This window comes from Pseudomonas sp. GW456-L12 (genome assembly GCF_059424045.1).
Genome location: NZ_JBWKZA010000012.1, coordinates 141,816 through 168,202, shown reverse-complemented (window position 1 = coordinate 168,202; position 26,387 = coordinate 141,816). Strand labels below are relative to the sequence as shown.

Below are 26,387 nucleotides of genomic sequence, written 5' to 3'. Positions count from 1 at the left end.
CTCCTTAGCTCAGGCGCAGGCGACTGGCGCCCACCAGCCAGCTGTAAATCAGATACAGCACGATGGTCGCCAACAGCAGCAGGCCGCCCAGCGCGGTCGCCATGCCCCAGTTGATGCTGGTGTTGGTGTAGAAGGCGACGAAGTAGCTGACCATCTGGTCGTTCGGGCTGCCCAGCAACGCCGGGGTGATGTAGTAGCCGATGGCGAGGATGAACACCAGCAGGCAACCGGCGCCGACGCCGGCATAGGTCTGCGGGAAATACACCCGCCAGAAGCTGGCGAACGGGTGGCAGCCGAGGGAAATCGCCGCACGCATATAGGTCGGCGAGATGCCTTTCATCACGCTGTAGATCGGCAGGATCATGAACGGCAGCAAGATGTGCACCATGGAGATGTAGACCCCGGTGCGGTTGAACACCAGTTCCAGCGGCTTGTCGATCACCCCCATGGCCATCAGCGCGCTGTTGATCAGGCCGCCCGATTGCAGCAGCACGATCCACGCCGCCACACGCACCAGGATCGAAGTCCAGAACGGCAGCAGCACCAGAATCATCAGCAGGTTGCTCTGGCGCGCCGGCAGGTTGGCCAGCAGGTAAGCCAGGGGATAGGCCAGCACCAGGCAGATACCGGTAATCACCAGGCCCATCCAGAAAGTCCGGGCGAAGATATCCAGGTAGATGGCCTGGTCAGGGGTCGCCGGGGCGATCTCCCCCAGGTCGTCGATCCGATGGTCGACGGCGGCCAACAGGTAGAACGGCGTCAGGTTGCTGGTGTTGCGGCGTACCGCCTGCCAGTAGGCCGGGTCGCCCCAACGCTCGTCGATGGCTTCCAGTGCTTCTTTATAGGAAGCCGGTTCCTCCTTGAACGGCAGGGCCCGGGCGGTTTTGGTCAGCAGGCTGCGATAGCCGGCCAATTCCATGTTCAGTCGCTTGGACAGATCGCCCAAGGTTTGCTGCTTGCGCGCTTCGGCCAGGTCCTCGCTCAGCGCCTTGTACACCGGCTCGGCCGGCAGGCCGCGTCCGTCCCAACCGGCCACGGCGACCACAGTGCGCGGCATGCCTTCGACCACTTCCGGGTTACCGACGCTCTTGTACAGCAGCGCGGCGATAGGCACGAGAAACACCAGCAGCAGGAACAGCACCAGCGGCGCGATCAACGCTTGCGCTTTCCAGCGGTTGACCCGCTCGGCACGCGCCAGGCGCTGCTTGAGGCTGGGGCTGGTGACCTCGTTCAGGGGAACGCTAATGGCCATGACGAACTCCGCAAATCTTTAAACGGTAACGGCGTCACCCGCGGGTGACGCCGCCCATGCATGACGCCTTACTTGGCCGCCCACGAGTTGAAACGCTGTTCCAGTTGCTCACCGTTGTCAGCCCAGAAGCTGACGTCGATCTGCACCTGGTTGGCGATGTTTTCCGGGGTGGTCGGCATGTCTTTCAGGATGTCCTTGGCCAGCAGCGGAACTGCCTGGGTATTGGCCGGACCGTAGGCGATATTTTCCGAGTAGGTCTTCTGCTGCTGCGGCTGCACCGAGAAGGCGATGAATTTCTTCGCCGCTTCGGCGCGGGTCTTGTCCAGGCCTTTCGGAATGGCCCAGGCGTCGAAGTCGTAGATACCGCCGTTCCACACGACTTTCAGGTTGCTTTCCTTCTGTACTGCGGCGATCCGGCCGTTGTAGGCCGAACTCATGACCACGTCACCGGAAGCCAGGTACTGCGGCGGCTGGGCGCCGGCTTCCCACCACTGGATGCTCGGCTTGAGTTCATCGAGTTTCTTGAAGGCACGATCCTGGCCGTCCTTGCCGGCCAGCACCTTGTACACATCCTTGGGCGCGACGCCGTCGGCCATCAGGGCGAATTCCAGGGTGTACTTGGCGCCCTTGCGCAGGCCGCGCTTGCCCGGGAATTTCTTGGTGTCCCAGAAATCCGCCCAGCTGGTCGGCGCGGTCTTCAGCTTGTCGGCGTTATAGGCCAGGACGGTCGACCAGACGAAGAAACCCACGCCACAAGGCTGGATTGCGCCCTTGACGTAATCCTCGGGCTTGCCGAACAGCTCGGGGTCGAGCTGCTCGAACATGTCTTCGTCGCAACCGCGGGACAGCTCCGGCGATTCGACTTCCACCAGGTCCCAGGACACGCTCTTGGTGTCGACCATGGCTTTGACCTTGGCCATCTCGCCGTTGTATTCGCCAGCGACGATCTTGCCGTTGCCCGCGGCTTCCCACGGGGCATAGAAGGCCTTGACCTGGGCCGCCTTGTTCGCCCCACCAAAGGACACCACGGTCAGGTCCGGGCCCGCCGCCATCGCGTGCGATGCGCCCATCAGGCCCAATGTCAAAGCGGTGAATTTCAGGGATCTCAACATTTATTGTTCTCTCCACGTGCAGGGTTGGTGAAGCAAGGGGGCGATCAATGCGCCTCTAGAAGTGGGTCGAGCGCGCGAACGTGCTCGACCTGCCAGCCAAGCGGAACCACATCGCCCACCGCCAGCTCCGGATCAAGCTCGGCAATCGGCTGTTTCACGAAGAAGTCGGTCTTGCCACAGACTTCCAGGCGAACCCGGACGTGGTCGCCCAGATAGATGAATTCCGCCACCCTCCCTGAGAAGCGGTTGACACAGCTTTCGCTGGAGCCGTTGAGACTCACGCGCTCCGGACGAATCGACAGGGTCACCGGCTCGCCGGTCTTGCCGACGTTGACCGCCAGCGCCTCGACCTTCTCGCCGCGCCCCAGCTCGACCACGCAGCGGTCACCGCTGTGGCTGTGCAAACGGCCGTTGAGGCGGTTGTTCTCGCCGATGAAGTTGGCGACGAAGGTGTTCTTCGGCTCTTCGTAAAGGGTCCGAGGCGGGGCGATCTGCTGGATTTCGCCCTGGTGGAACACCGCGACCCGGTCGGACATGGTCAGGGCTTCGCCCTGGTCGTGGGTCACGTAGACCACGGTCACGCCGAGGCGTTGGTGCAGGTGCTTGATTTCCATCTGCATGTGTTCGCGCAGCTGTTTATCCAGCGCGCCGAGGGGTTCGTCCATCAGCACCAGCTGCGGCTCGAACACCAGCGCCCGGGCCAGGGCCACCCGCTGCTGCTGGCCACCGGACAGTTGCGCCGGATAACGCTGGGCGAAGGACTCGAGCTGGACCATGCTCAGCACGCGTTTGACCCGCTCGCTGATATCGGTCTTGCTCAGGCCGCGCACCGACAGCGGGAACGCCAGGTTCTCGGCCACGGTCATGTGCGGGAACAACGCATAGTTCTGAAACACCATGCCGATATCGCGCTTGTGCGGCGGCACGTTGTTGATCGCCCGCCCGGCCAGCTGGATCTCCCCGGCGGTCGGGGTCTCGAAGCCGGCCAGCATCATCAGGCTGGTGGTCTTGCCGGAGCCGGATGGCCCGAGCAGGGTAAGGAACTCGCCTTTGCGAATTTCCAGGTTGAGGTCTTTGACGATCAGGTTTTCGCCGTCGTAGCTCTTTTGCACACCACGGAAACTGACCAGTACATCACTCGTCCCAGCGCTTGAATCGACCTCGCTCATACCCACACCTTTTGTTTTTTGACGGCTGTGGACTAAGCCTAGTGGAGGCCACAAGCCGCGCAAATCGGGGGGTATGAGAGATTGGCCTCAGCCTGATGGAAGGTTCCTTGTAGGAATCCCCCTACAAGGATGGCGCGATTGGACAAGTCCCGGCACAAGCCCGGCGAGGATCATGGCCATAAGCCGGTTTTCGTGTCGCAAATGGGTACGTGTAGCCGCTGCCGCAGGCTGCGGCTACAGATCCATTCAGAGCAGCTTGTGCTCCATCGCGTACTTCACCAGCTCGGCCAGGGAGGTGATGTTGAGTTTCTGCATCAGCCGCGCCTTGTGGGTACTGATGGTCTTGCTGCTCAAGGCCAGCTGTTGGGCGATATCGTTGACGTTGGCACCCTGGGCCAGCCGTTCGAACACGGAAAACTCGCGCTCCGACAGCAGGGAATGCAGGGGCCGGGTGTCCGTCAGGCCGACTTCGAAGACCATCCGGTCGGCCAGCTCCGGGTCGATATAACGCCCGCCCGCCGCCACCTTGCGGATCGCCGTCAGCAGCAGCGCCGGGTCGCTGTCCTTGGTGGCATAACCGGCCGCCCCCACCTTCAGCGCCCGGGCCGCCATCTGCGCCTCGTCGTGCATCGACAGCACCAGGATCGCCGGCGGATTGTTCAGCGCGCGGATCCGCGGGATCGCCTCCAGGCCGTTGACGCCAGGCATGGAAATATCCAACAGCACCACCTCGCAAGGCACATGGCGCAGGGTTTCCAATAGCTGCTCGCCATTGCTCGCCTCCCCCACCACCGTCAGGTCCTTGGCCAGACCAATCAACTGCTTGATGCCTTCGCGAACGATGGTGTGGTCTTCGGCTACCAGTACACGGATCACAGCTCGTACCTCTTCTTATTGGTAATGATCTCTGCAGCAGTGAGTCTGCTCGCGCCTACAGGTCCAGCGGCACAGTCACGCTCAGGGTGGTGCCCTCGCCCAGCTGACTGTCCAGGGTCAGGCTACCGCCCATGATCAGCACCCGCTCGCGCATGCCCACCAGGCCGAAGGACGTCGGCCGCCCGGTCTCGACCACGAAACCCTGGCCGTCGTCGCTGATGGTCATGCACAGCTGGTTGTGTTCGAGGCTCAGGGTCAGTTCGACAGTATGCGCCTGTGCATGGCGCATCACGTTGGTCAGCGCCTCCTGGAGGATGCGGAACAGACCGATGGCCTTGGCGTCGCTGAGCACCGGCAGATTGTCGGGCACCTGCACCAGGCAAGGAATCTGTGTGCGCGCCTCGAAACGCCGCGCCTGCCACTCGATGGCCGACGCGATCCCGGCATCGAGAATCGGCGGGCGCAAGGCCGTGGCCACATCCCGCACCAGCTGGAACAGCTGGGCGATCAGGCGCTTCATGCTGTTCAGGCGTTCGTGCAGCCCCGGGTCGAGCTGCGCGTAGGCCAGCTCGCACATCGAGGTCTCCAGCTTGAGCACGGTGAGCATCTGCCCCAACTCGTCGTGCACTTCCCGGGCGATGCGGGCCTTTTCCTCTTCGCGCACGCTTTCCAGGTGCGCCGACAGCTCGCGCAGTTGTTCGCGCGAACTGGCCAGCTCCAGTTCGATGCGTTTGCTTTCACTGATGTCCCAGACGATGCCGTCCCAGACATAGGTGCCGTCCTCAAGCTGGCGGGTGATGGCCTTGATTTCCGCCCAGCGCTGTTCGCCCTGGCGGGTCAGGATCCGCCCCTGCCAGGACCAGTCGCTGTCGGTGTCCAGGGCATGGTCCTGGGTCTGGTGATAACTGGCCCGGTCTTCAGGATGCACCAGGCTGCGCAGCCCTATGTCGCGGTGGCTGAGGGTCGCCGGGGAGTAACCCACCAGGCTCTCGCTGCCTTCGCTGATGTAGGCGAAATCGATCTGCCCGGTCACCGGTGCCCGTTCCAAGCGGAACACCAGCCCCGGCACATTGGCGGCGATCCCCTGCAACCGCGCCTCGCTTTCCTGCAGGGCGGCCAGGGCGCGACGACGCTCGGTGACGTCTGTGAGATAAACCACCAGGTACTCGCCATCGCGAAAACGCAGAAAGCTCAGCGACACATCGGCCGGCAGGATGCTGCCATCGGCGCGGACACACTGGGTCTCGAAGCTGGGCGGCGCGTCCTCGCTGGCCCGGGCGCGCTTCCACAGGCCAAGCCAGCGGTCCATGTGCAGGTTGGGTTCGAAGTCGCTCAACGGCCGGTCGACCACCGCCCCCGGCGCATAGCCCAGCATGCTTTCGGCCGCGCGGTTGGCGTAGCGCACATGGCTGTCCCAGTTGACCCACAGAATGCCCACCGTGCTCTGGTCGATGGAAAACTGGGTCAGGCGCAAGGCTTCTTCACTGGCCTCGCGCCGGGCCAGGTCCTCGCGGGTGGTCAACAGCCGCTGTTCGAGTGTCTGTTGCTGGCGGCGCTGCCAGATAACGATGGCCATGCTCGCCAACAGCAGCACGGCCAGCAGCAGGCTGAGGTTCTGCCAGAAACCGCGGGACTCGCTCAGTCGCGGATACTTGGGCTGCAGCCAGCGATTGTGCAGCTGCTCCAGGTCCTTGGCGGCGATACCGTGCAAGGCGCGTTGCACGATGTCCGCCAGCTCGGGCCAATCGCGCCGGGTCGCCACCCGCAACAGTTGCGGCAGGCCGATATCGCCCACCACCGCCAGGCCGGCGAACTCCGGCTCCGCCGACAAACGACTGAGCTGTGCTTCATCGATCACCGCATAACGCGCCTGCTGGCTGAGCAGCAATTGCAGGGCCTGGCGCTCCAGGGGCACACCCTGCAGATTGAGGTTGGAATAGGTCGCCCGCAGGTAGTCCGCCACCGCACTGGGCATGCGCACCGCCACGCGGGTCTGGCTGTCGAGCTTTTCCAGCTCCACCGCGCCGGCGCCCTTCTGCTCGCCGACCACCAGTTGCGGCACGCGCATATAGGGATCGGAAAACTGCCAGAGCCGCAGGCCGGCCGGGGTCTGGCTCAGGCCCGGGGCCATATCCACTTCACCGGCACGCACCGCCGCCTCCAGTTGCGTCTGATCGGCAAAGTTGCGCCAGCTCAGCTCGACCTTCATCGCCTGGGCCAGCCACTGCATCAATTCGATATTGGCGCCGGACAAGCGTTGCAGCCGTCGGTCGTACTGGGCATAGGGAGCCTGGAGCACCACGCCGACCCGCAATTCCCGGTGCTGCTCCAGCCACTGCTGTTGTGCGGGGCTCCACTGCGCCTGGGCGATATGTGGCGCAGGCACCGCCCGGGCCATCAAGGGAAGGCAGATACAGCCGATAACCAACAGGCAGCGAAAACGCATCATCTGAAGTCTCACACACTGACAAATACTGACCAACCCATTAGGCTGCCGGGATTACTTCTGGCCTGGAATAACCGATGTCCCTTGTCCACCGCACGGCACTGCCCGCATTGTGCCTGTCGCTGATCCTGCCTTGTGCCTTTTCGGTCGAGGCCGCCGATCCGCAAGCCGCCCCGGCAGAACAGGCTGCCGCGGAAAAACCGGCCGAACGCCAGCCGCTCCTTGAGCGTAGCCAGGAAGATGCAGCGGCCCTCGAACGGGTCCTGCCATCCAGCGAACAACAGTCACTGCAAGCCGGCAGCGAGAGCTTTCTGGCCCTGTGGAAACCCGCCAACACCAGCGATCCCAAAGGCGCAGTGATCATCATCCCGGGCGCTGGCGAAACCGCTGACTGGCCTCAGGCAATCGGCCCTTTGCGCAACAGATTGCCGGATGCCGACTGGAGCAGCCTGAGCCTGACCCTGCCCGACCTGCAGAGCGATGCGGCGCAACCACGCATCGTCGAGGCCGAACCTGCGCTCGCGACCGCCGACACTAGCAGCAAAGATGCCGCCACGGCAGCGCCCAAACCGATCGAACAGGCCGCCGGTGGCGAAGCCGAGATCGCCGATCGCGCGGTGGTGGAGAGTAGCGAAGAACAGGCCAAGGCCGACGCCGAGCGGATTTTTGCCCGTATCGACGCCGCGGTGACCTACGCCCAGCAACAGAACGCCCGCAGCATTGTGTTGCTGGGTCATGGCAGCGGCGCCTACTGGGCCACGCGCTACCTGAGCGAAAAACAGCCGCCGGAGATTCAAAAACTGGTGCTGGTGGCTGCCCAGACCCCGTCCATCGGCAAACCCGGACTGACGGAACTGACGCCGACCCTGAAGCTGGCGACCGCCGATTTTTTCTACAAGGACAACGCGCAGGCTCGCAAGAGCGCCCTGGAACGCCTGCAGGCGAGCAAGCGCCTGAAGAACGCCAACTTCACCCAGGTCTCGCTCAACGCCCTGCCAGGCAACAGCACGGCTGAAAACGAGCAGCTGTTCAGACGCGTACGCGGCTGGCTGAGCCCGCAACCCACGCAAGACTGAATCCCGCCGCGCCCGGTCCCGCTCCTGTTTTTGGCAAGGTGCGGGGCCGGGCGTGGGGCATTTCCCTCTAGCGAATCTCTCTAACGAGCCTCTCTAACGAAAGTCCCGACGCTCACGGATCAGTGCGTAAGCGCTGTGCAGCTCGCGGGTTTTCTCCGTGGCTTCACGCACCTGCAAGGGGCTTGCGCCGCTGCCGGCAATCTTGTCTGGGTGATGGCGACTGAGCAGGCGCCGGTAGGCGCGCTTGATCTGCGACGGCTCGCTGGTCGCCGAGACACCGAGCAGGCGCAACGCGTCCTGATAGGTGCCACTGCTGTTGGCCAACGGCTTTTTGCTCGGCTCGTAGTCCGCCGCCAACGCCTGCACCTGCTGCACAGTCCAGCCCAGCCACTTGCCCCAAAGCTGGATCAGCTCGCGCTCGGAGGGGCTGGCCCGGCCATCGGCCCAGACCATCCGCCAGCAAGCGCGCAACACACCCTCGGCAGCATGAGGCTGCGTCGCCAGGCGTCGCAGGTAGCCCCGTAGCCGATCGTTACCCGACTTGCCCCGATTGAACGCGGCAATGGCGCGGCGCTGTGCGGCTTCGCTCATGTCCAGCGAACGCATTTCCAGACGCGCCTGCTGGATATGCCCATCGACCACCCGGCCATCGCTTTTCGCCAGCCGCCCCAAGAGCACGAACAGCAGTTCATCGTTGCGCAGCGCCGGTCGACCGCCCAGACGCTCACGCACCTGGGCCCAGCTATGCAACTGCAAACGCCGGTCCAGCGCCTGTCCCAGCAACGCTCCCAGCATGGCCCCCGGGATACTGGCTATGGCAAAGCCAGCCCCGGCTCCGATCAGAGTCCCTGGCCACAACATATCAACGACTCGCTTCTAACAAGATTTCGACTTCCGCCAGACGCTCATGGGTGCCGACATCGACCCAGTGTCCCTGCAAACGCTCGCCACTGACCTGTCCATCGGCCATGGCCTTGCGCAACAGGGGCGCCAGCTTGAACGCGCCCGGTGTGCAGCCTTGGAACAGGTCCGGGTGCAACACCGCGATGCCGCTGTAGGTCAGGGTCTGCGCGCCCGGCTCGGCGTCCCGCACCCGGGCATCGCTGAGGATGAAATCCCCGGCGGTATGGTGAGCCGGGTTATCCACCAGCACCAGGTGCGCCAACGCATCCAGCGGACGGTTCAACGAGCGGAAATCGTAATCGGTCCAGACATCGCCATTGACCACCACAAAGGGCTCGTCGCCCAGCAAGGGCAAGGCGCGGAAAATACCGCCGCCGGTTTCCAGCGGCTCGCCCTCCGGCGAATAGCGGATACTCAGGCCGAAGCGCGAACCATCGCCCAGATGATCTTCGATCTGCTGCCCCAGCCAGGCATGGTTGATGACGACTTCGGTAAAGCCCGCCCGGGCCAGTGCTCGCAGGTGGTACTCGATCAGCGGCACACCAGCGGCGCGGATCAATGGCTTGGGCGTGGTCAGGGTCAAGGGGCGCATCCGTTCGCCCTTGCCCGCGGCCAGAATCATTGCCTTCATACACAGGCTCCGACCGGTTGACGCAGGCTGGCCAACAGTTCACCCAACTCCGCCAGCTCAGGCCGACGAGCCAGGACGGCCTCTATATAAGCGAAGAAACGCGGCACGTCGCCCAGGTAACGGGGCTTGCCGTCGCGGTGGCAGATCCGGGCGAAGATCCCGATCACCTTGAGATGGCGTTGCACGCCCATCAGGTCGCTGGCGCGCAGGAAATCCTCGAAATCGGGTTGTACCGCGATACCAAGCCGGGACGCTTGCTGCCAGTAGTCCTCCAGCCAGCCGCGCACTCGCGCTTCGGGCCAGCTGAGAAAAGCATCCTTGAACAGGCAGGTAACGTCATAGGTCACCGGGCCATAGACCGCGTCCTGGAAGTCCAGCACGCCCGGATTGGGTTCGCTGAGCATCAGGTTGCGCGGCATATAGTCACGATGCACCAGCACCTTGGGCTGGGCCAGGGCGCTTTCGATCAACAGCTCGCTGACCCGCTGCCATTGGCCGCGCTGGCGCTCATTCAGCTCGACGCCCAGTTCGCGCCCCACGTACCACTCAGGGAACAGTTCCAGCTCACGGCGCAGCAAAGCGACGTCATAACTGGGCAACGGCGCATCCATCGGCAATTGCTGGAAAGCCAGCAAGGTTTGCAGTGCATCCTTGAACAGGGCGTCGGCATTTTCGCCGTCGATCACGTCCAGATAGGTTTTGTTGCCCAGGTCATTGAGCAAAAGAAAGCCGCGCGGCAAATCTTCTGCATAAATTTTCGGCACATTGGTTGCGGATTTTGCCAACAGATGGGCGATATCCACGAAGGGTTTGCAGTTTTCCTGCGGCGGTGGAGCATCCATCACAACAAAGCTGCGGCCTTCGCCTTCCCAGCGGAAATACCGCCGGAAACTCGCGTCGCTGCTGGCCGCGGTCAATGTGGCCGGGGGCACGGGGCCCCATCCGTTGGAGGCATAAACAATCGACAACTGCTTATCGAGCCAAACTTTCAGGTGTTGCAAGCGTACATCTTGGTCAGGCATTGCAAGGGTCTCCGACGGCGCTAGCCGTCAAGCGGGTCATGCTTTATTATCCAGCATCTTTTTCAGACCATCGAGAGGCGTGCGGCCCACACCGCGGGCAGATGGCACGCAGGAAGCCCGGACTAATAAGATGGCATTGAAATCCCCCGCGTTTCGTAAAAAATTTCCGTTGTTGGTTACTGGCAGTCTGCTGGCCCTGCAACCCCTAGCCACTTCGTTCGTGGTCGCCGCAGAACAGTATGACTGCTCAGTCTCTGCTTCGGGTGGCTGGGACTGCGCGCCGAAAACCAGCGCCGCTCAACTGCCTCCGCGCCCCGTGCATGACGCGAGTGCGGTCAGCTCGAGCACCGCGGCGTCGGCCGAAGGCGGCGAAACCAGCGAAGACACCGGCGCCAAGCCGATGCTGGTTACCGAGTCCAAGGGCCGCGGCCTGAAGTCCCGCAGCGAAGACTACAGTCACCTCGACTGGGTTCCGCGCGAGAAGCTCACCGCCGCCCAATTGGCCGAGACCGGTCCTTATTGTGCTGGTGCTTATATCGAACCGATTCGTCCTGGCATGAATGACAAGACGAATAAAAGTGACGCGCCGACCTTTATTGGTGCCAAGGCTTCGCGTTACCAGCAGGAGCAGCAGATCGCTACCCTGGCCGGTGATGTGGTCATGCGCCAGGGCAGCATGCAGGTCGAGGCCGACGAGGCCAACCTGTACCAGGCCGAGAACCGTGGCGAGCTGAGCGGCAACGTCCGCCTGCGCGACAACGGCGCCCTGCTGGTCGGCGATCACGCCGACGTGCAGTTGGACACCGGCGAGGCCAAGGTCGACAACGCCGAATACGTGATGCACAAATCACGCATCCGCGGTAACGCGCTGTACGCCAAGCGTGCCGAGAACGCGATCATCCGCCTCAAGGATGGTACCTACACCACGTGCGAACCGAGCAGCAACGCCTGGCAGCTCAAGGGCAACAACATCACCCTGAACCCGGCGACCGGCTTCGGCACAGCGACCAACGTGACATTGCGCGTCAAGGACATTCCGGTCCTGTACACGCCGTACATCTATTTCCCGATCGACGACCGTCGCCAGTCCGGCTTCCTGCCGCCGACCATCGGCAGCGGCAGCGATACCGGCTTCATGCTGGTCACCCCGTACTACTTCAACCTGGCGCCGAACTATGACGCCACGCTGTACCCGCGCTACATGAGCAAGCGTGGCCTGTTGATGGAAGGCGAATTCCGCTACCTGACCAAGTCCAGCGAAGGTCAGTTCGGCGCGGCGTACCTCAATGACGACAACGATGACCGCAAACTGCAGTCGGACTACGAAAAAACCCGCTACATGTACAACTGGCAGCACAAGGGCGGGCTCGATTCGCGGGTAATGACTGAGGTCGACTACACCAAGATCAGTGATCCGTACTACTTCCAGGATCTGCAGACTGACCAGATCGGCGTGGAAAGTCGTGATTACATTAACCAGCAGGGTGCAGTAAGTTACCGCGGTGATACTTACACCGCGCGACTCAATGTTCAGGCTTATGAACTGGCCACGGTTTCCGACATCACACCTTATAACCGCTTGCCACAAATCACCTTGAATGGTTTCTTGCCACAACATCCAGGTGGGTTGGACTTCACATACAACACTGAAATCGTTCGGTTTGATCGGGATCTGCAAAACGGCACATTCTTTGATGAAAATGGCGTTGGCTCACCTCGTCTCGACCGCAACATTCAGGGGCTGGCACGCGCCAATGGTAATCGCCTGAATCTCGCACCAGCCGTCAGCCTTCCTCTTAACTGGACTTATGGCTTCCTGAAACCGTCCCTCAAGTATCAGTACACCCAGTACGATCTGGATCTAGACAGCATCGGCAAGAGCCAAGTGGCAGCCCAAACCGCGGAACAGGACCGTCTCAACGGTACTTACAGCAGCAACCAGAACCGTGGCGTACCAATTGCCAGTGTCGATAGCGGCCTGTACTTCGACCGCAACACCCAATGGTTCGGCAAGAACTATCGTCAGACCCTGGAGCCACGCCTCTACTATCTCTATGTGCCGGAGAAAGACCAAAGCGACATCCCGGTCTTCGACACCAGCGAAACCACCTTCAACTACTCGTCGCTATTCCGTGACAATCGATTCACTGGCTCCGATCGCGTAGGTGATGAGAACAAACTGTCCCTCGGTGTCACTAACCGCTGGATCGAAGAAAACGGCTTCGAACGTCAGCGCATCAGCGTCGGCCAGGCCTTGTACTTCAAGGACCGCGAAGTTCAGTTGCCAGGTATCGACGCAAAAACTCGTGACGACGCACATTCCAACGTCTCTCCTTATGCGCTGGAATACGAATACCGCTGGAATCGCGACTGGCGCACCACTGCCGAGTACAACTGGGATCCCGACAGCCGTAGCCCTCGCTCCGGTAGCGCAATGTTCCATTACCAGCCGGAAGACAACCCGAACAAGGTCATCAACGCCGGTTATCGTTATCGCAACGACCTGGTTCGTTACGACGAAACCACGGGCAAATGGTCTGTGGGTGGTGGTGACTATGGCACTCCAGGACAACCTGGCTACGTAAAGGACTACTACAAGATCAAGCAGCACGACTTTTCGGTGATTTGGCCGATCGTGCCGCAATGGAACCTGATCAGCCGTTGGCAGTACGACTACAACCGTAACCGTACCCTCGACGCCTTCGGTGGTTTCGAATACGACAACTGCTGCTGGAAACTGCGCCTGATCAACCGTTACTGGGTCAAGTATGACGAGTTCAGTCAAGAAGCCCCGCAGAATGAGAAAGGCGACCATGGCATCTTCCTCCAAATTGTTCTGAAGGGACTCGGCGGCCTCACCGGCTCCAAGGTAGAGAGCTTCCTCGACAAAGGCATTCAAGGTTACCGTGAACGTGAAGACCAAGCTTTCTGATTGTCTGCGCCCGCTGATGTTGGGCGCGCTGTTCCTGGGTACCGCGGCGAGCGCCGCGGTACAACCCATCGACAAAGTGGTGGCCATCGTCGATAACGACGTGGTCATGCAGAGCCAGCTGGACCAACGGGTTCACGAAGTTCAGCAAACCATCGCCAAGCGCGGCGGCGGCATGCCACCCGCCGAGGTCCTGAACCAGCAGGTACTGGAACGCCTGATCGTCGAAAACCTGCAACTGCAGATCGGCGAGCGCTCCGGCATCCGCATTACCGATGAAGAGCTGAACCAGGCCGTCGGCACCATCGCCCAACGCAACAACATGACGCCCGATCAGTTCCGCGCCGCCCTGGCTCGTGATGGCCTGTCCTATCAAGACGCCCGTGAGCAGATTCGCCGCGAGATGATCATCAGCCGTGTGCGTCAGCGCCGTGTCGCCGAACGCATTCAGGTCTCCGAGCAGGAAGTGAAGAACTTCCTCGCCTCCGACCTGGGCAAGATGCAACTGTCCGAAGAGTTGCACCTGGCCAATATCCTGATTCCAACCCCGGAAAGCGCCAACTCCGAAGCGATTCAGAGCGCCGCGCGCCAGGCCATGGACATCTACCAGCAGCTCAAGCAAGGCGCCGACTTCGCTCAGCTGGCCATCGCCCGTTCCGGCAGCGACAACGCCCTGGAAGGTGGTGACATGGGCTGGCGTAAAGCCGCTCAACTGCCCCCTCCGTTCGACCGCGAACTGAGCGCCATGGCAGTGGGCGATATCACCCAGCCAGCTCGTACCCCAGGCGGCTTCATCATCCTGAAGCTGTTGGAAAAACGCGGCGGCGGCAATCAGATGCGTGACGAAGTGCATGTCCGTCATATCCTGATCAAGCCAAGTGAAATTCGCAGCGAAGAAGAAACCAAACGCCTGGCCCAGAAGCTCTACGAGCGCATCGAAGCTGGCGAAGACTTTGCCGAACTGGCGAAAAGCTACTCGGAAGATCCGGGTTCCGCCCTCAACGGTGGCGACCTCAGCTGGATCGACCCGAACGCCCTGGTTCCCGAGTTCCGCGACGTGATGGCCAAGACCCCGCAAGGTCAGCTGTCCAAGCCGTTCCAGAGCCCATATGGCTGGCACGTACTGGAAGTCCTTGGCCGCCGCGCCACCGACAGCACCAGCCAGGCCCGCGAACAGCAAGCGATGACCGTACTGCGCAACCGCAAATACGACGAAGAGCTGCAAACCTGGCTGCGCCAGATTCGCGACGAAGCCTACGTCGAGATCAAACTTCCTGGCGCTGACCAGGCGGCACAGTGAAACCCAAGCGTTTCGCGCTCACCCCTGGCGAGCCAGCCGGCATAGGTCCCGACCTGTGCCTGTTGCTCGCTTCGCAACAACAGCCATACCCCCTGATCGCCATCACCAGCCGCGACCTGCTTACCGAGCGGGCCGCGCAGCTGGGTGTGGCCGTCAGCCTGATTACGGTCGGTCCCGACAATTGGCCAAGCCAGCCGGCCGCCGCCGGTAGCCTCTACGTCTGGGATACCCCGCTGGCGGCCAAGGTCGTCACCGGCCAGCTCGACAAGGCTAACGCCGCATTCGTTCTGGAAACCCTGACCCGGGCCGGCCAAGGCTGCCTGGACGGACATTTCGACGGCATGATTACCGCCCCGGTGCACAAGGGTGTGATCAACGAATCCGGCATTGCCTTTTCCGGCCATACCGAGTTTCTCGCCGACCTGACGCACACCGAACAAGTGGTGATGATGCTGGCTACCCATGGCCTGCGCGTGGCACTGGTGACCACTCACCTGCCACTGCGGGACATCGCCGACGCCATTACCCCGGAGCGCCTGGAGCGGGTTACGCGCATTCTGCATGCGGACCTGCGCAACAAATTCGGCATCGCCCAGCCACGCATCCTGGTCTGCGGGCTCAACCCGCATGCCGGCGAAGGCGGACATCTGGGCCATGAAGAAATCGATATCATCGAACCCACCCTGGAGCGTCTGCGCAACGAAGGCATGGACCTGCGCGGCCCCCTGCCCGCCGACACTCTGTTTACCCCCAAATATCTGGAGCACTGCGACGCAGTGCTGGCGATGTACCATGACCAGGGGCTGCCCGTGCTGAAATACAAAGGCTTCGGCGCCGCGGTCAACGTGACGCTGGGCTTGCCGATCATCCGCACCTCGGTCGACCACGGCACCGCCCTGGATCTGGCCGGCAGCGGCAAGATCGATACCGGCAGCCTGAAAGTCGCCCTGGAAACCGCCTACCAGATGGCCGAGACCCGTTTATGACCGAGCAATACCAACACCGGGCGCGCAAGCGCTTCGGCCAGAACTTCCTGCATGACGCCGGCGTGATCGACCGCATCCTGCGCTCCATCAATGCCAAATCCGGCGACCGCATGCTGGAAATCGGCCCGGGCCAGGGCGCCCTGACCGAGGGCCTGCTCAACAGCGGCGCCCAGCTGGATGTGGTCGAGCTGGACAAGGACCTGGTGCCGATCCTCAACCAGCAGTTTGCTGGCCGGGATAATTTCAGCCTGCACCAGGGCGATGCCCTGAAGTTCGACTTCAACAGCCTGAATGCCGCGCCCGGCAGCCTGCGGGTGGTTGGCAACCTGCCCTACAACATCTCCACCCCGCTGATCTTTCACCTGCTGCAGAACGCCGGACTGATTCGCGACATGCACTTCATGCTGCAGAAAGAAGTGGTCGAGCGCCTCGCTGCGGGCCCTGGCGGTGGTGACTGGGGCCGCCTGTCGATCATGGTCCAGTACCACTGCCGCGTGGAGCATCTGTTCAACGTCGGTCCTGGCGCATTCAATCCGCCACCGAAAGTCGACTCGGCAATCGTCCGCCTGGTGCCACACACCGTGCTGCCGCATCCGGCCAAGGATCATCGCCTGTTGGAGCGCATCGTCCGCGAAGCCTTCAACCAGCGCCGCAAGACCCTGCGCAATACCCTCAAGGCCCTGCTCACAAGCGCCGAGATCGAAGCCGCGGGCGTCGATGGCAGCCTGCGTCCGGAGCAACTGGACCTGGCAGCCTTCGTTCGCCTGGCTGACAAGCTCAGTGAACAAGCCGCGGACACCGCCAGCGCGAGCTGACACGCCACCAGCGTTATCGGGTAAGACGCCAGGCTCCATGTCTGGTTTACTACCCGATACTTGGCCTAGACTGACCCCCATCAGCTTTGTCCCGCGTCCCGCTTCGTTTTAAGGCCCCTTGCATGTCCGATCCCCGTTATCAGATCGACGTCAGCGTCGTCACCCGCTTTCTCGCAGAACAGTCGCAACCCGAGCAGAACCGCTTTGCCTTCGCCTACACCATCACCGTACAGAACAATGGCCTGCTGCCCGCCAAACTACTCTCGCGGCACTGGGTGATCACCGATGGCGACGGGCACGTCGAGGAAGTTCGCGGCGCCGGCGTCGTCGGCCAGCAACCGCTGATCGCCGTGGGCAAAAGCCACACCTACAGCAGCGGCACGGTCATGACCACACGGGTCGGCAATATGCAGGGCAGCTATCAGATGCTCGCCGAAGACGGCAAACACTTCGACGCCATCATCGCCCCCTTCCGCCTGGCCGTGCCCGGAGCCCTGCACTGATGACGACTTACGCCGTCGGTGACCTGCAAGGCTGCCTGGGACCTTTGCAGTGCCTGCTTGAAAAGGTCGCTTTCGACCCGACCAAGGATCGCCTGTGGCTGGTCGGCGATCTGGTCAACCGCGGCCCGCAGTCGCTGGAAACCCTGCGCTTTCTTTATGCCATGCGCGATTCCCTGGTGTGCGTACTGGGCAATCACGACCTGCACCTGCTGGCCGTCTGGCGCAATATCGAGCGCCTGAAGAAAGCCGACACCCTGCGCGAGATCCTCAACGCGCCGGATTGCGAGGAGTTGCTCCAGTGGCTGCGCCAGCAAAAGCTGATGCACTATGACGAACAGCGTAACGTCGCCCTGGTGCACGCAGGGATACCGCCACAATGGTCGCTGAAAAAAGCCCTCAAGTGCGCCACTGAAGTCGAAGAGGCGCTGCGGGACGACAACCGCTTCGAGCCCTATCTGGACGGTATGTACGGCAACGACCCGACAAAATGGGACAGCGAACTCAAAGGCGTGACCCGCCTGCGGGTGATCACCAACTATTTCACCCGCATGCGTTTCTGCACCAGCGATGGCAAGCTCGACCTCAAGGGTAAGGAAGGGCCGGACACCGCCCCACCGGGGTACGCCCCATGGTTCGAGCACAAGGAACGCAAGACCCGGGACGTGAAAATCATCTTCGGTCACTGGGCCGCCCTCGAAGGCAACTGCAACCAGCCCGGCGTCGTCGCCCTGGACACTGGCTGCGTCTGGGGCGGCGCCCTGACCTTGCTGAACGTCGACACCGGCCAACGCCTCGAGTGCGAGTGCGGCGCCCACGGCCACATCAAGCCCCAGGCCAATCAACCTTCCCCTGAACCCATGCCAATCACGGCCAAGCGCTAGACGGCGCTTGCCACCAGGCCCAGGAGCCCGCCATGAGCGAATTCAAACGCATCCCCCCAGAACAGGCCCAGGCACTGCGCGAGCAAGGCGCCGTGGTGGTCGATATCCGCGACCCGCAGACCTTTGCCCTGAACCACATCAGCGGCTCCCTGCACCTGGATAACCACTCCATCTCCGACTTCATCCGCAACGCCGATCTCGACGCCCCACTGGTGGTCGTCTGCTATCACGGCAACTCCAGCCAAAGCGCGGCGGCCTACCTGATCAGCCAGGGGTTCTCCGACGTCTACAGCCTGGACGGTGGCTTCGAACTGTGGCGGACCACCTACCCTGCGGAAATTGCCCAGGGTGGTAGCGAATAATTTTTTCTGTGCGCCAGCCCGCGTCATTCGCGGGCTGGCGCCGCGACCGACGAACGGTCACTTGAACAAATTACGTATTCCACCTTTATCTCCCCGATTCCGAACTATCCTTAGCCTCAGGCCATCCAATCAGGGGAGAGCCGGTACACCGGCGTGCGGGTCATCGGTACTAGCTTTCAAGGTCGATAGCTTTGAAAGTGTTCTGGGGGGTAAACATCAGCCGGATTCCCGGCTGCATGCCAGCACTTGACTGACTGATCCGGCGTCGGCTCCACGTATCGAGCGAGGTGACGTCATGAGTATTTTTAGCCACTTCCAACAACGCTTCGAATCCACACGCCAGGAAGAGTTCTCGCTACAGGAGTACCTGGAGCTCTGCAAAAAGGACCGTAGCGCCTACGCGTCGGCCGCTGAACGCCTGCTTCTGGCTATCGGCGAACCGGAGCTGCTGGACACGTCGACCAATTCGAGACTGTCACGGATCTTCTCCAACAAAGTGATCCGTCGCTATCCGGCCTTTGAAGACTTCCATGGAATGGAAGAATGCATCGACCAGATCGTCTCCTACTTCCGTCATGCCGCTCAGGGCTTGGAAGAGAAGAAACAGATCCTCTACCTCCTCGGCCCCGTCGGTGGCGGCAAATCATCCCTGGCCGAGAAACTCAAACAACTGATCGAGAAGGTGCCCTTCTACGCCATCAAGGGCTCTCCGGTATTCGAGTCGCCTCTTGGGTTGTTCAACGCCACGGAAGATGGCGCGATCCTCGAAGAAGACTTCGGTATCCCACGGCGCTACCTGAACACCATCATGTCGCCCTGGGCTACCAAGCGCCTGTCCGAGTTCGGTGGCGACATCAGCCAGTTCCGGGTGGTCAAGCTCTATCCTTCGATCCTCAACCAGATCGCCGTCGCCAAGACCGAACCGGGGGACGAGAACAACCAGGACATTTCCGCACTGGTGGGCAAGGTCGATATTCGCAAGCTGGAAGAGTTCCCGCAGAACGACGCCGACGCCTACAGCTATTCGGGCGCACTGTGCCGGGCCAACCAGGGCCTGATGGAGTTCGTCGAAATGTTCAAGGCACCGATCAAGGTGCTGCACCCATTGCTGACGGCCACCCAGGAAGGCAACTACAACAGTACCGAGGGTCTGGGCGCGATCCCCTTCACCGGCATCCTGCTGGCTCACTCCAACGAATCGGAATGGCACACCTTCCGTAACAACAAGAACAACGAAGCCTTCATCGACCGGATCTATATCGTCAAAGTCCCGTACTGCCTGCGGGTCAGCGACGAAGTCAAAATCTACGACAAGCTGCTGTTCAACAGCTCCCTGTCCAAGGCGCATTGCGCTCCCGACACCCTGAAAATGCTCGCTCAGTTCACCGTGCTCTCGCGCCTCAAGGAGCCGGAGAACTCGAACATCTACTCGAAAATGCGCGTCTACGACGGCGAGAACCTCAAGGACACCGATCCAAAAGCCAAGTCGATCCAGGAATACCGCGACGCCGCCGGCGTGGATGAAGGCATGAACGGTCTGTCGACCCGCTTCGCCTTCAAGATCCTGTCGAAAGTCTTCAACTTCGATCCCCACGAGATCGCGGCCAACCCGGTACACCTGCTCTATGTGCTCGAACAACAGATCGAACAGGAACAGTTCCAGGCGGAAACCCGCGAACGCTACCTGCGCTTCCTGAAGGAATACCTGGCTCCGCGGTACATCGAGTTCATCGGCAAGGAAATCCAGACGGCATACCTGGAGTCCTACAGCGAATACGGCCAGAACATCTTCGACCGCTATGTGCTGTATGCGGACTTCTGGATTCAGGATCAGGAATACCGCGATCCGGAAACCGGCGAGATCCTCAATCGGGTCGCGCTCAACGAAGAGCTGGAGAAAATCGAGAAACCGGCCGGCATCAGCAATCCAAAGGACTTCCGCAACGAAATCGTCAATTTCGTATTGCGGGCCCGAGCCAACAACAACGGCAAGAACCCGACCTGGCTCAGCTACGAAAAACTGCGGGTGGTCATCGAGAAGAAAATGTTCTCCAACACCGAGGACCTGCTCCCGGTCATCAGCTTCAATGCCAAGGCCAGCAAAGAGGATCAACAGAAACACAACGACTTTGTTACCCGAATGGTCGAGCGCGGCTACACCGACAAACAGGTACGACTGCTGTCCGAGTGGTATCTGCGGGTCAGAAAATCGCAGTAACCCGCCGGTTGCACCGGTTGTCGTTAGCCAGGAGCCTGTCTTAGCGATTTCTGCTACACAGGCTTCAGGAAGCGCGTTTGAACGTTCGCAGCGAGGCTCGGGCAGAGGACCGGCGGCACGACACCTTGTCGCCCCCTCCCCCCGCCCGGGCCGCTTGCGAGCTTCAAGACCGCTTCTAAGGAGCAGTCATGAGTTATGTGATCGACCGACGTCTCAATGGCAAGAACAAGAGCACGGTAAACCGTCAGCGGTTTCTGCGGCGCTATCGTGACCACATCAAGAAGGCCGTCGAAGAGGCGGTCAGCCGCCGTTCCATCACTGACATGGAGCATGGCGAACAAATCAGCATTCCAGGCCGGGATATCGATGAACCGGTGCTCCATCATGGGCGCGGCGGCAAACAGACCGTGGTGCACCCGGGAAACAAGGAGTTCACGGCCGGCGAGCACATCGCACGCCCTCAAGGCGGTGGTGGCGGAGGTGGTCGGGGCAAGGCCGGCAATTCCGGCGAAGGCATGGACGAGTTCGTTTTCCAAATTACCCAGGAAGAATTCCTCGAGTTCATGTTCGAAGACCTGGAGTTGCCGAACCTGGTCAAACGCAACCTGAGCGGGACAGACACCTTCAAGACCGTCCGGGCCGGGATCAGCAACGAAGGCAATCCCTCGCGCATCAACATCATTCGGACCCTGCGCTCGGCCCATGCCCGGCGCATTGCCCTGTCCGGCAGCAGCCGGGCAAAACTGCGCGAAGTCAAAGAGGAACTTGAACGCCTGAAACGCGAAGAACCGGACAACTTCGGCGATATTCAGGAAATGGAAGCGGAAATCGAGCGTCTCAGCGCCCGTATCCATCGGGTGCCATTCCTCGACACCTTCGACCTCAAGTACAACCTGCTGGTCAAACAGCCCAACCCCAGCTCCAAGGCCGTGATGTTTTGCCTGATGGACGTTTCCGGCTCCATGACCCAGGCCACCAAGGATATCGCCAAGCGCTTCTTCATCCTCCTGTACCTGTTTCTCAAGCGTAACTACGACAAGATCGACGTAGTGTTCATCCGCCACCACACCAGTGCGCGTGAAGTGGATGAGGAGGAGTTCTTCTACTCCCGGGAAACCGGCGGCACCATCGTCTCCAGCGCCTTGAAACTGATGCAGGAAATCATGGCCGAGCGTTATCCGAGCAACGAATGGAACATCTATGCCGCCCAGGCTTCCGACGGCGATAACTGGAACGACGACTCGCCGATCTGCCGTGACATCCTGATCAACCAGATCATGCCCTTCGTGCAGTACTACACTTACGTGGAGATTACCCCGCGCGAACATCAGGCCCTGTGGTTCGAATACGAGCGCATCGCCGAAGCCTTTTCCGATACTTTCGCCCAGCAACAACTGGTCTCGGCCGGAGATATCTATCCGGTCTTCCGTGAACTCTTCCAGCGCAGGTTAGTGACATGACCGCCAGAGAGCAGAAACGCCAGCCTATTTCCACCGGTTCGGAATGGACGTTCGAGCTGATCCAGGCCTACGACCGCGAAATCAGCCGTATCGCGGCGCGTTACGCCCTGGATACCTATCCCAACCAGATCGAAGTAATCACCGCCGAACAGATGATGGACGCCTACGCCTCTGTCGGCATGCCCCTGGGTTATCACCATTGGTCCTATGGCAAGCACTTCCTTAGCACCGAAAAGTCCTACAGCCGTGGCCAGATGGGGCTGGCCTACGAGATCGTGATCAACTCGGACCCATGCATTGCCTACCTGATGGAAGAAAACACCATCTGCATGCAGGCACTGGTGGTGGCCCATGCCTGCTATGGCCATAACAGCTTCTTCAAGGGCAACTATCTGTTCCGCACCTGGACGGATGCCAGTTCGATCATCGATTACCTGGTGTTCGCCAAGCAGTACATCATGCAGTGCGAAGAGCGCCACGGCATCGATGCCGTGGAGGACCTGCTGGACTCCTGCCATGCCCTGATGAACTACGGGGTGGACCGCTACAAACGTCCTTATCCGATTTCCGCGGAAGAAGAGCGACGTCGGCAAAAGGACCGGGAAGAACACCTGCAGAAACAGATCAACGACCTGTGGCGCACCATTCCCAAAGGCACGGACAAGTTCAGCGACAAGGACAACGCGCGCTTCCCCGCCGAGCCGCAGGAAAACATCCTGTACTTCATCGAGAAACACGCGCCGCTGCTGGAACCGTGGCAGCGGGAAATCGTGCGGATCGTGCGCAAGATCGCCCAGTATTTCTACCCGCAACGCCAGACCCAGGTGATGAACGAAGGCTGGGCAACATTCTGGCACTACACCCTGATGAACGACCTGTATGACGAAGGCCTGGTGACCGACGGCTTCATGATGGAATTCCTCGCCTCCCATACCAGCGTGGTCTTCCAGCCTGGCTTCGACAGCCCTTACTACAACGGCATCAACCCCTACACCCTGGGTTTCGCCATGTACCGCGATATCCGGCGCATCTGCGAAGAACCGACCGAGGAAGACCGTCGCTGGTTCCCGGAACTGGCCGGGACCGACTGGCTTTCCAGCATCAAGTTCGCCATGAGCAGCTTCAAGGACGAGAGTTTCATCCTGCAGTACCTGTCGCCCAAGGTGATCCGCGATCTCAAGCTGTTCAGCATCCTGGACGACGACCAGAAAGACGACTTGCTGGTACCGGCCATTCATGACGAAAGCGGCTATCGAGTCATCCGCGAAACCCTTGCGGCCCAGTACAACCTGGGTAACCGCGAGCCAAACGTGCAGATCTGGAGCATCGATAGACGGGGCGACCGCTCGCTGACCCTGCGCCACCAACAGCACGACCGCAAACCATTGGGTGACTCCACCGACGAAGTCCTCAAGCACCTGCACCGGCTATGGGGGTTCGACATCCACCTGGAAACCCTGCAGGGCGACCAGGTGATGAAAACCCATCACGTACCGCCAAGAAGCGATCACAACGAAGGGGACTACGGCCGCCTGGACCTGGCTGTCATCCACCTCTGAACGCATGACAAACCTCCGAAAGCGCGGCGCAAGGGTTATTCTGTCGGGCTAACGGAGGTTTTTTATGCAGATTTACAAGGTCGGCGGTGCGGTACGCGATCGCCTGCTGGGCAAACCGGTAACCGACATCGACTGGGTGGTAGTCGGTGCCACAGCCGAAGAAATGCTCGCCAATGGCTTTCGGCCGGTAGGCTCGGACTTTCCGGTCTTTCTTCACCCCAAGAGCGGCGAGGAATACGCCCTGGCCCGCACCGAACGTAAAAGCGGTCGTGGTTATGGCGGCTTCACCTTTCACGCCAGCCCCGAGGTCACCCTTGAAGAAGACCTGATCCGCCGCGACCTGACAATCAACGCCATGGCGGAAGACGACCATGGCGTGCTGACGGATCCATATCACGGCCAGCAGGATCTGGAAAACCGCCTGCTTCGCCACGTTTCCCCCGCATTCGCCGAAGATCCGCTGCGTGTCCTGCGTGTTGCCCGCTTTGCTGCTCGCTACGCTGGGCTCGGTTTCCGGGTGGCGCCTGACACCCTAGAATTGATGCGCCAGCTCAGCGAATCAGGCGAACTGGAAGCCCTGACGCCGGAGCGCAGCTGGAAGGAAATTTCCCGCGCACTGATGGAAGATCACCCCCAAGTGTTCATCCGGGTGCTGCGCGACTGTGGAGCGCTCAAGATCCTGCTGCCCGAAGTGGAGGCGCTGTTTGGCGTTCCGCAACCCGCCACCCATCACCCGGAGATCGACAGCGGTGTGCACACCCTAAGCGTTCTCGAGCAGGCGGCACTGCACAAGCAGCCATTGAGCGTGCGCTGGGCGTGCCTGTTGCACGACCTGGGCAAGGGCCTGACACCGCAAAGTGAATGGCCACAGCACATCGCACACGAGCACAAGGGCCTGAAGCTGATCAAGTGCGTCAACGAACGCTTCAAGGCGCCGCGCGACTGCCAGGAACTGGCGCTGCTGGTGGGTCAGTACCACACCCACGGCCATCGCGCCCTCGAACTGAAACCTTCGACATTGGCGCAGCTGCTGCAAAGCTTTGACGTGTACCGTCGGCCGCAGCGTTTCGAGGAGTTTATCGCCGCCTGTGAAATGGATGCCCGCGGTCGTCTCGGACTGGAGGAGCGCGCCTATCCCCAGGCGGACTATTTGCGCGGCGCGGCCACCGCAGCACGAACGGTAGCGGTACAGCCGCTGCTGGAGCAGGGATTCAAGGGGCCGGAGTTGGGAGAGGCGCTGAAACGGGAGCGACTGAAGGCGCTGAAAGCCTACAAGGAACAGCACCCGCGGTAAGAAACATCACGAGTAGCTCCACCGCAGGAGCTAGCTTGCTCGATAGCAAATCAGCCAGAGCTATCCCAACTCCGGCGGCGTCAGCTGCCTGCCCCGCCACTCAAAGGCCACGGGCGCCAGCACCTGGTCGATTTGGGCTTCGCGCCAGAGGGTGGCGAAGTCCTGTCCGGCCAGCGGATGAACCCTTTCCGGTGCCATCAGCGACAAGGGCCAGAGCACAAAGGCATTCTTCAGAATCTCGGCGCGCGGCAGGATCAAGCCGTCGAAATTGCCCACCAGATCGCCGTACAGCAGCACATCGATATCCAGCGGCAGGCCCTTGCGGTCCGGGGCATAACGACCGTTATCCGCTTCGATGAACTTCAACCGGCGGTCCAGTTCCATCAGAGGCAGATCGGTAAAGGCCGAAACCACCAGATTGAAGAAAGGCCCGCTCTTGATCCCGACCGGCTGGCTTTCGAACACTGCCGAGCAGCGCATGTCCTGCAGGAAGCCCGCCAGGGCATCGAGCCCGGCCAGCAGATGGGTTTCGCGCTCGATATTGCTGCCGAGCCCAAGAAATACCTGAGTTAGCGACATCCGCGCTCGATCTCCACGCCCACACCTTCGGCGGCCGCAACAGCACCGGGTTTGGTCAGCTTGAGGTGCAACCAGGGAATATGAAACTCACTCATCAGGACTTCAGCCAGACGCTCGGCAAAGGTTTCCACCAGCTGGAATTGCGCCTGTTCAGCAAATGCCTGGATCCGCGAAGACACACTGGCGTAGTCGAGCGCCAGGGTCAGGTCGTCACCAGCCGCGGCCGGGCGGTTGTCCCAGGCGAAGCTCAGGTCAAGGCGCAGGCACTGTCGGATACCTCGCTCCCAGTCGTAGGCACCGATCACCGTGTCGACTTCCAGACCCTCGATAAACACTCTGTCCAAGCACTCTTCTCCGCAGCACGACAAGGGCGCAATGCGCCGTTAGAATCAGGGCGTCCTCGCCCGGAATAGTTAGCATGTTTTGGTTACTGGCGATCTTCGCCTACCTGCTCGGCTCGCTGTCCTTCGCCATCTTGCTCAGCCGCCTGACCGGTAAACCCGATCCGCGAATGAGTGGCTCGGGCAATGCCGGCGCCACCAACATGTTGCGCCTGGCCGGCAAGAAACTTGCGGTACTGACCTTACTCGGCGATCTGCTCAAAGGGCTGTTGCCCGTGCTGATCGCCAGTCTCGCAGGCCTTTCGCTCCAACAACAGGCCTGGATCGGGCTCTACGCCGTACTGGGCCATCTGTTCCCGGTGTACTTTCGCTTTCGCGGCGGCAAGGGTGTCGCCACCGCCGCCGGGATGCTACTGGGGCTTTATCCACCAGCGGCGCTCCTGGCCATTGCCGCCTGGCTCCTGACCTTCTACCTGACCCGCACCAGCTCGCTGGCGGCCTTGATTGCCACGCCCCTGACCCTGCCATTGCTGGCCTGGCAGGCGCCGGCGGCGCTACTGCCGATGAGCGTCCTCACACTGCTCATCGTCTGGCGCCACCGCGGCAATCTACGCGACCTGTTTGCCGGGCGCGAACGGCATTTCTGAATCCTGAAGATGAACCGGGCTCAGGT

The 26,387-nt window shown here is 61.2% G+C and carries 23 protein-coding genes; 13 read left to right on the top strand and 10 right to left on the bottom strand.

Annotated elements, in window-relative coordinates; translation table 11 throughout:
- Window positions 1–4: 4 nt before the first annotated feature.
- The 5 genes from AC07Y9_RS17335 to AC07Y9_RS17315 all read right to left on the bottom strand — a co-directional run bounded on the left by AC07Y9_RS17335 (window position 5) and on the right by AC07Y9_RS17315 (window position 6,858).
- On the bottom strand, window positions 5–1,252 hold the full coding sequence (locus tag AC07Y9_RS17335) for an ABC transporter permease (protein ID WP_007926153.1): 1,248 nt from the start codon (window positions 1,250–1,252) through the stop codon (window positions 5–7).
- A gap of 68 nt (window positions 1,253–1,320) precedes the next feature.
- Window positions 1,321–2,364: an ABC transporter substrate-binding protein gene (locus AC07Y9_RS17330; RefSeq protein WP_009045873.1), complete on the bottom strand. Its 1,044-nt coding sequence runs from the start codon at window positions 2,362–2,364 to the stop codon at window positions 1,321–1,323.
- 44 nt (window positions 2,365–2,408) lie between these two features.
- On the bottom strand, window positions 2,409–3,533 hold the full coding sequence (locus tag AC07Y9_RS17325; RefSeq protein WP_087089362.1) for an ABC transporter ATP-binding protein: 1,125 nt from the start codon (window positions 3,531–3,533) through the stop codon (window positions 2,409–2,411).
- A gap of 246 nt (window positions 3,534–3,779) precedes the next feature.
- The gene (locus tag AC07Y9_RS17320) at window positions 3,780–4,409 is read right to left on the bottom strand and encodes a response regulator (RefSeq protein ID WP_007926150.1); all 630 of its coding nucleotides are present in this window, start codon (window positions 4,407–4,409) and stop codon (window positions 3,780–3,782) included.
- 55 nt (window positions 4,410–4,464) lie between these two features.
- Window positions 4,465–6,858: a PAS domain-containing sensor histidine kinase gene (locus AC07Y9_RS17315; RefSeq protein WP_102679183.1), complete on the bottom strand. Its 2,394-nt coding sequence runs from the start codon at window positions 6,856–6,858 to the stop codon at window positions 4,465–4,467.
- Between the two features lie 74 nt (window positions 6,859–6,932).
- Here AC07Y9_RS17315 and AC07Y9_RS17310 point away from each other — a divergent pair, with 74 nt between their 5' ends.
- Window positions 6,933–7,931, top strand: a complete 999-nt coding sequence (locus AC07Y9_RS17310; protein WP_102679182.1) for an alpha/beta hydrolase family protein — start codon at window positions 6,933–6,935, stop codon at window positions 7,929–7,931.
- A gap of 93 nt (window positions 7,932–8,024) precedes the next feature.
- Here AC07Y9_RS17310 and AC07Y9_RS17305 read toward each other — a convergent pair whose 3' ends face one another.
- Genes AC07Y9_RS17305 through AC07Y9_RS17295 form a run of 3 tightly spaced genes read right to left on the bottom strand, consistent with a single transcriptional unit; the run spans window position 8,025 to window position 10,487 of the window.
- Window positions 8,025–8,792 (bottom strand): TerB family tellurite resistance protein, encoded by a 768-nt coding sequence (locus AC07Y9_RS17305; RefSeq protein ID WP_053262871.1) that lies wholly within the window; start codon window positions 8,790–8,792, stop codon window positions 8,025–8,027.
- Window position 8,793: 1 nt separating this feature from the next.
- Entirely contained in the window at window positions 8,794–9,465 is a 672-nt protein-coding gene (gene murU, locus AC07Y9_RS17300; RefSeq protein WP_102679181.1) for an N-acetylmuramate alpha-1-phosphate uridylyltransferase MurU, read from the bottom strand.
- Window positions 9,462–10,487, bottom strand: coding sequence for an aminoglycoside phosphotransferase family protein (locus AC07Y9_RS17295; RefSeq protein ID WP_102679180.1), 1,026 nt, complete (start codon window positions 10,485–10,487; stop codon window positions 9,462–9,464). The genes murU and AC07Y9_RS17295 overlap by 4 nt, the downstream gene beginning before the upstream one ends.
- A 130-nt stretch (window positions 10,488–10,617) precedes the next feature.
- On the opposite strand from AC07Y9_RS17295, the gene AC07Y9_RS17290 reads away from it, so the two are divergent.
- The 11 genes from AC07Y9_RS17290 (at window position 10,618) to AC07Y9_RS17240 (ending at window position 24,794) form a co-directional block, all read left to right on the top strand.
- Window positions 10,618–13,419, top strand: a complete 2,802-nt coding sequence (locus AC07Y9_RS17290; protein WP_102679179.1) for an LPS-assembly protein LptD — start codon at window positions 10,618–10,620, stop codon at window positions 13,417–13,419.
- Window positions 13,400–14,716, top strand: a complete 1,317-nt coding sequence (surA, locus tag AC07Y9_RS17285; protein WP_037005327.1) for a peptidylprolyl isomerase SurA — start codon at window positions 13,400–13,402, stop codon at window positions 14,714–14,716. The genes AC07Y9_RS17290 and surA overlap by 20 nt, the downstream gene beginning before the upstream one ends.
- Window positions 14,713–15,702, top strand: a complete 990-nt coding sequence (gene pdxA / locus AC07Y9_RS17280; protein WP_087089375.1) for a 4-hydroxythreonine-4-phosphate dehydrogenase PdxA — start codon at window positions 14,713–14,715, stop codon at window positions 15,700–15,702. Before surA ends, pdxA begins: the two co-directional genes overlap by 4 nt.
- Entirely contained in the window at window positions 15,699–16,517 is an 819-nt protein-coding gene (gene rsmA / locus AC07Y9_RS17275; RefSeq protein ID WP_087089378.1) for a 16S rRNA (adenine(1518)-N(6)/adenine(1519)-N(6))-dimethyltransferase RsmA, read from the top strand. The genes pdxA and rsmA overlap by 4 nt, the downstream gene beginning before the upstream one ends.
- Window positions 16,518–16,639: 122 nt before the next feature.
- Entirely contained in the window at window positions 16,640–17,020 is a 381-nt protein-coding gene (gene apaG / locus AC07Y9_RS17270) for a Co2+/Mg2+ efflux facilitator ApaG/CorD (RefSeq protein WP_007926128.1), read from the top strand.
- Window positions 17,020–17,901: a symmetrical bis(5'-nucleosyl)-tetraphosphatase gene (locus AC07Y9_RS17265; RefSeq protein WP_087089380.1), complete on the top strand. Its 882-nt coding sequence runs from the start codon at window positions 17,020–17,022 to the stop codon at window positions 17,899–17,901. Before apaG ends, AC07Y9_RS17265 begins: the two co-directional genes overlap by 1 nt.
- 32 nt (window positions 17,902–17,933) lie before the next feature.
- Window positions 17,934–18,263 (top strand): thiosulfate sulfurtransferase GlpE, encoded by a 330-nt coding sequence (gene glpE, locus AC07Y9_RS17260; protein ID WP_087089382.1) that lies wholly within the window; start codon window positions 17,934–17,936, stop codon window positions 18,261–18,263.
- A gap of 295 nt (window positions 18,264–18,558) precedes the next feature.
- The gene (locus tag AC07Y9_RS17255; protein ID WP_007926124.1) at window positions 18,559–20,481 is read left to right on the top strand and encodes a PrkA family serine protein kinase; all 1,923 of its coding nucleotides are present in this window, start codon (window positions 18,559–18,561) and stop codon (window positions 20,479–20,481) included.
- Between the two features lie 188 nt (window positions 20,482–20,669).
- On the top strand, window positions 20,670–21,941 hold the full coding sequence (locus AC07Y9_RS17250) for a YeaH/YhbH family protein (protein ID WP_007926123.1): 1,272 nt from the start codon (window positions 20,670–20,672) through the stop codon (window positions 21,939–21,941).
- Window positions 21,938–23,500: a SpoVR family protein gene (locus tag AC07Y9_RS17245; RefSeq protein WP_007926122.1), complete on the top strand. Its 1,563-nt coding sequence runs from the start codon at window positions 21,938–21,940 to the stop codon at window positions 23,498–23,500. The genes AC07Y9_RS17250 and AC07Y9_RS17245 overlap by 4 nt, the downstream gene beginning before the upstream one ends.
- Before the next feature lie 64 nt (window positions 23,501–23,564).
- Entirely contained in the window at window positions 23,565–24,794 is a 1,230-nt protein-coding gene (locus AC07Y9_RS17240; protein WP_102679178.1) for a multifunctional CCA addition/repair protein, read from the top strand.
- Between the two features lie 60 nt (window positions 24,795–24,854).
- Here the strand turns inward: AC07Y9_RS17240 and folK are convergent, their stop codons facing one another.
- Both folK and folB read right to left on the bottom strand, forming a co-directional pair.
- Window positions 24,855–25,373, bottom strand: coding sequence for a 2-amino-4-hydroxy-6-hydroxymethyldihydropteridine diphosphokinase (folK, locus tag AC07Y9_RS17235; RefSeq protein WP_007926120.1), 519 nt, complete (start codon window positions 25,371–25,373; stop codon window positions 24,855–24,857).
- Complete coding sequence (folB, locus tag AC07Y9_RS17230; protein WP_102679177.1) at window positions 25,364–25,717, bottom strand: dihydroneopterin aldolase; 354 nt, start codon at window positions 25,715–25,717, stop codon at window positions 25,364–25,366. Before folB ends, folK begins: the two co-directional genes overlap by 10 nt.
- Before the next feature lie 74 nt (window positions 25,718–25,791).
- Between folB and plsY the strand changes: the two genes are divergently transcribed.
- The gene (gene plsY / locus AC07Y9_RS17225) at window positions 25,792–26,361 is read left to right on the top strand and encodes a glycerol-3-phosphate 1-O-acyltransferase PlsY (RefSeq protein WP_007926112.1); all 570 of its coding nucleotides are present in this window, start codon (window positions 25,792–25,794) and stop codon (window positions 26,359–26,361) included.
- Window positions 26,362–26,387: the final 26 nt, after the last annotated feature.

What these genes read in the sequence shown, in the direction of transcription:
- AC07Y9_RS17325 (WP_087089362.1), bottom strand. Translation starts at nt 3,533, where the DNA reads ATGAGCGAGGTCGATTCAAGCGCTGGGACGAGTGATGTACTGGTCAGT.
- AC07Y9_RS17305 (WP_053262871.1), bottom strand. Translation starts at nt 8,792, where the DNA reads ATGTTGTGGCCAGGGACTCTGATCGGAGCCGGGGCTGGCTTTGCCATA.
- AC07Y9_RS17330 (WP_009045873.1), bottom strand. Translation starts at nt 2,364, where the DNA reads ATGTTGAGATCCCTGAAATTCACCGCTTTGACATTGGGCCTGATGGGC.
- AC07Y9_RS17240 (WP_102679178.1), top strand. Translation starts at nt 23,565, where the DNA reads ATGCAGATTTACAAGGTCGGCGGTGCGGTACGCGATCGCCTGCTGGGC.
- AC07Y9_RS17315 (WP_102679183.1), bottom strand. Translation starts at nt 6,858, where the DNA reads ATGATGCGTTTTCGCTGCCTGTTGGTTATCGGCTGTATCTGCCTTCCC.
- AC07Y9_RS17255 (WP_007926124.1), top strand. Translation starts at nt 18,559, where the DNA reads ATGAGTATTTTTAGCCACTTCCAACAACGCTTCGAATCCACACGCCAG.
- AC07Y9_RS17245 (WP_007926122.1), top strand. Translation starts at nt 21,938, where the DNA reads ATGACCGCCAGAGAGCAGAAACGCCAGCCTATTTCCACCGGTTCGGAA.
- AC07Y9_RS17335 (WP_007926153.1), bottom strand. Translation starts at nt 1,252, where the DNA reads ATGGCCATTAGCGTTCCCCTGAACGAGGTCACCAGCCCCAGCCTCAAG.
- plsY (WP_007926112.1), top strand. Translation starts at nt 25,792, where the DNA reads ATGTTTTGGTTACTGGCGATCTTCGCCTACCTGCTCGGCTCGCTGTCC.
- AC07Y9_RS17250 (WP_007926123.1), top strand. Translation starts at nt 20,670, where the DNA reads ATGAGTTATGTGATCGACCGACGTCTCAATGGCAAGAACAAGAGCACG.
- rsmA (WP_087089378.1), top strand. Translation starts at nt 15,699, where the DNA reads ATGACCGAGCAATACCAACACCGGGCGCGCAAGCGCTTCGGCCAGAAC.
- AC07Y9_RS17290 (WP_102679179.1), top strand. Translation starts at nt 10,618, where the DNA reads ATGGCATTGAAATCCCCCGCGTTTCGTAAAAAATTTCCGTTGTTGGTT.
- AC07Y9_RS17310 (WP_102679182.1), top strand. Translation starts at nt 6,933, where the DNA reads ATGTCCCTTGTCCACCGCACGGCACTGCCCGCATTGTGCCTGTCGCTG.
- AC07Y9_RS17265 (WP_087089380.1), top strand. Translation starts at nt 17,020, where the DNA reads ATGACGACTTACGCCGTCGGTGACCTGCAAGGCTGCCTGGGACCTTTG.
- AC07Y9_RS17295 (WP_102679180.1), bottom strand. Translation starts at nt 10,487, where the DNA reads ATGCCTGACCAAGATGTACGCTTGCAACACCTGAAAGTTTGGCTCGAT.
- murU (WP_102679181.1), bottom strand. Translation starts at nt 9,465, where the DNA reads ATGAAGGCAATGATTCTGGCCGCGGGCAAGGGCGAACGGATGCGCCCC.
- glpE (WP_087089382.1), top strand. Translation starts at nt 17,934, where the DNA reads ATGAGCGAATTCAAACGCATCCCCCCAGAACAGGCCCAGGCACTGCGC.
- apaG (WP_007926128.1), top strand. Translation starts at nt 16,640, where the DNA reads ATGTCCGATCCCCGTTATCAGATCGACGTCAGCGTCGTCACCCGCTTT.
- folK (WP_007926120.1), bottom strand. Translation starts at nt 25,373, where the DNA reads ATGTCGCTAACTCAGGTATTTCTTGGGCTCGGCAGCAATATCGAGCGC.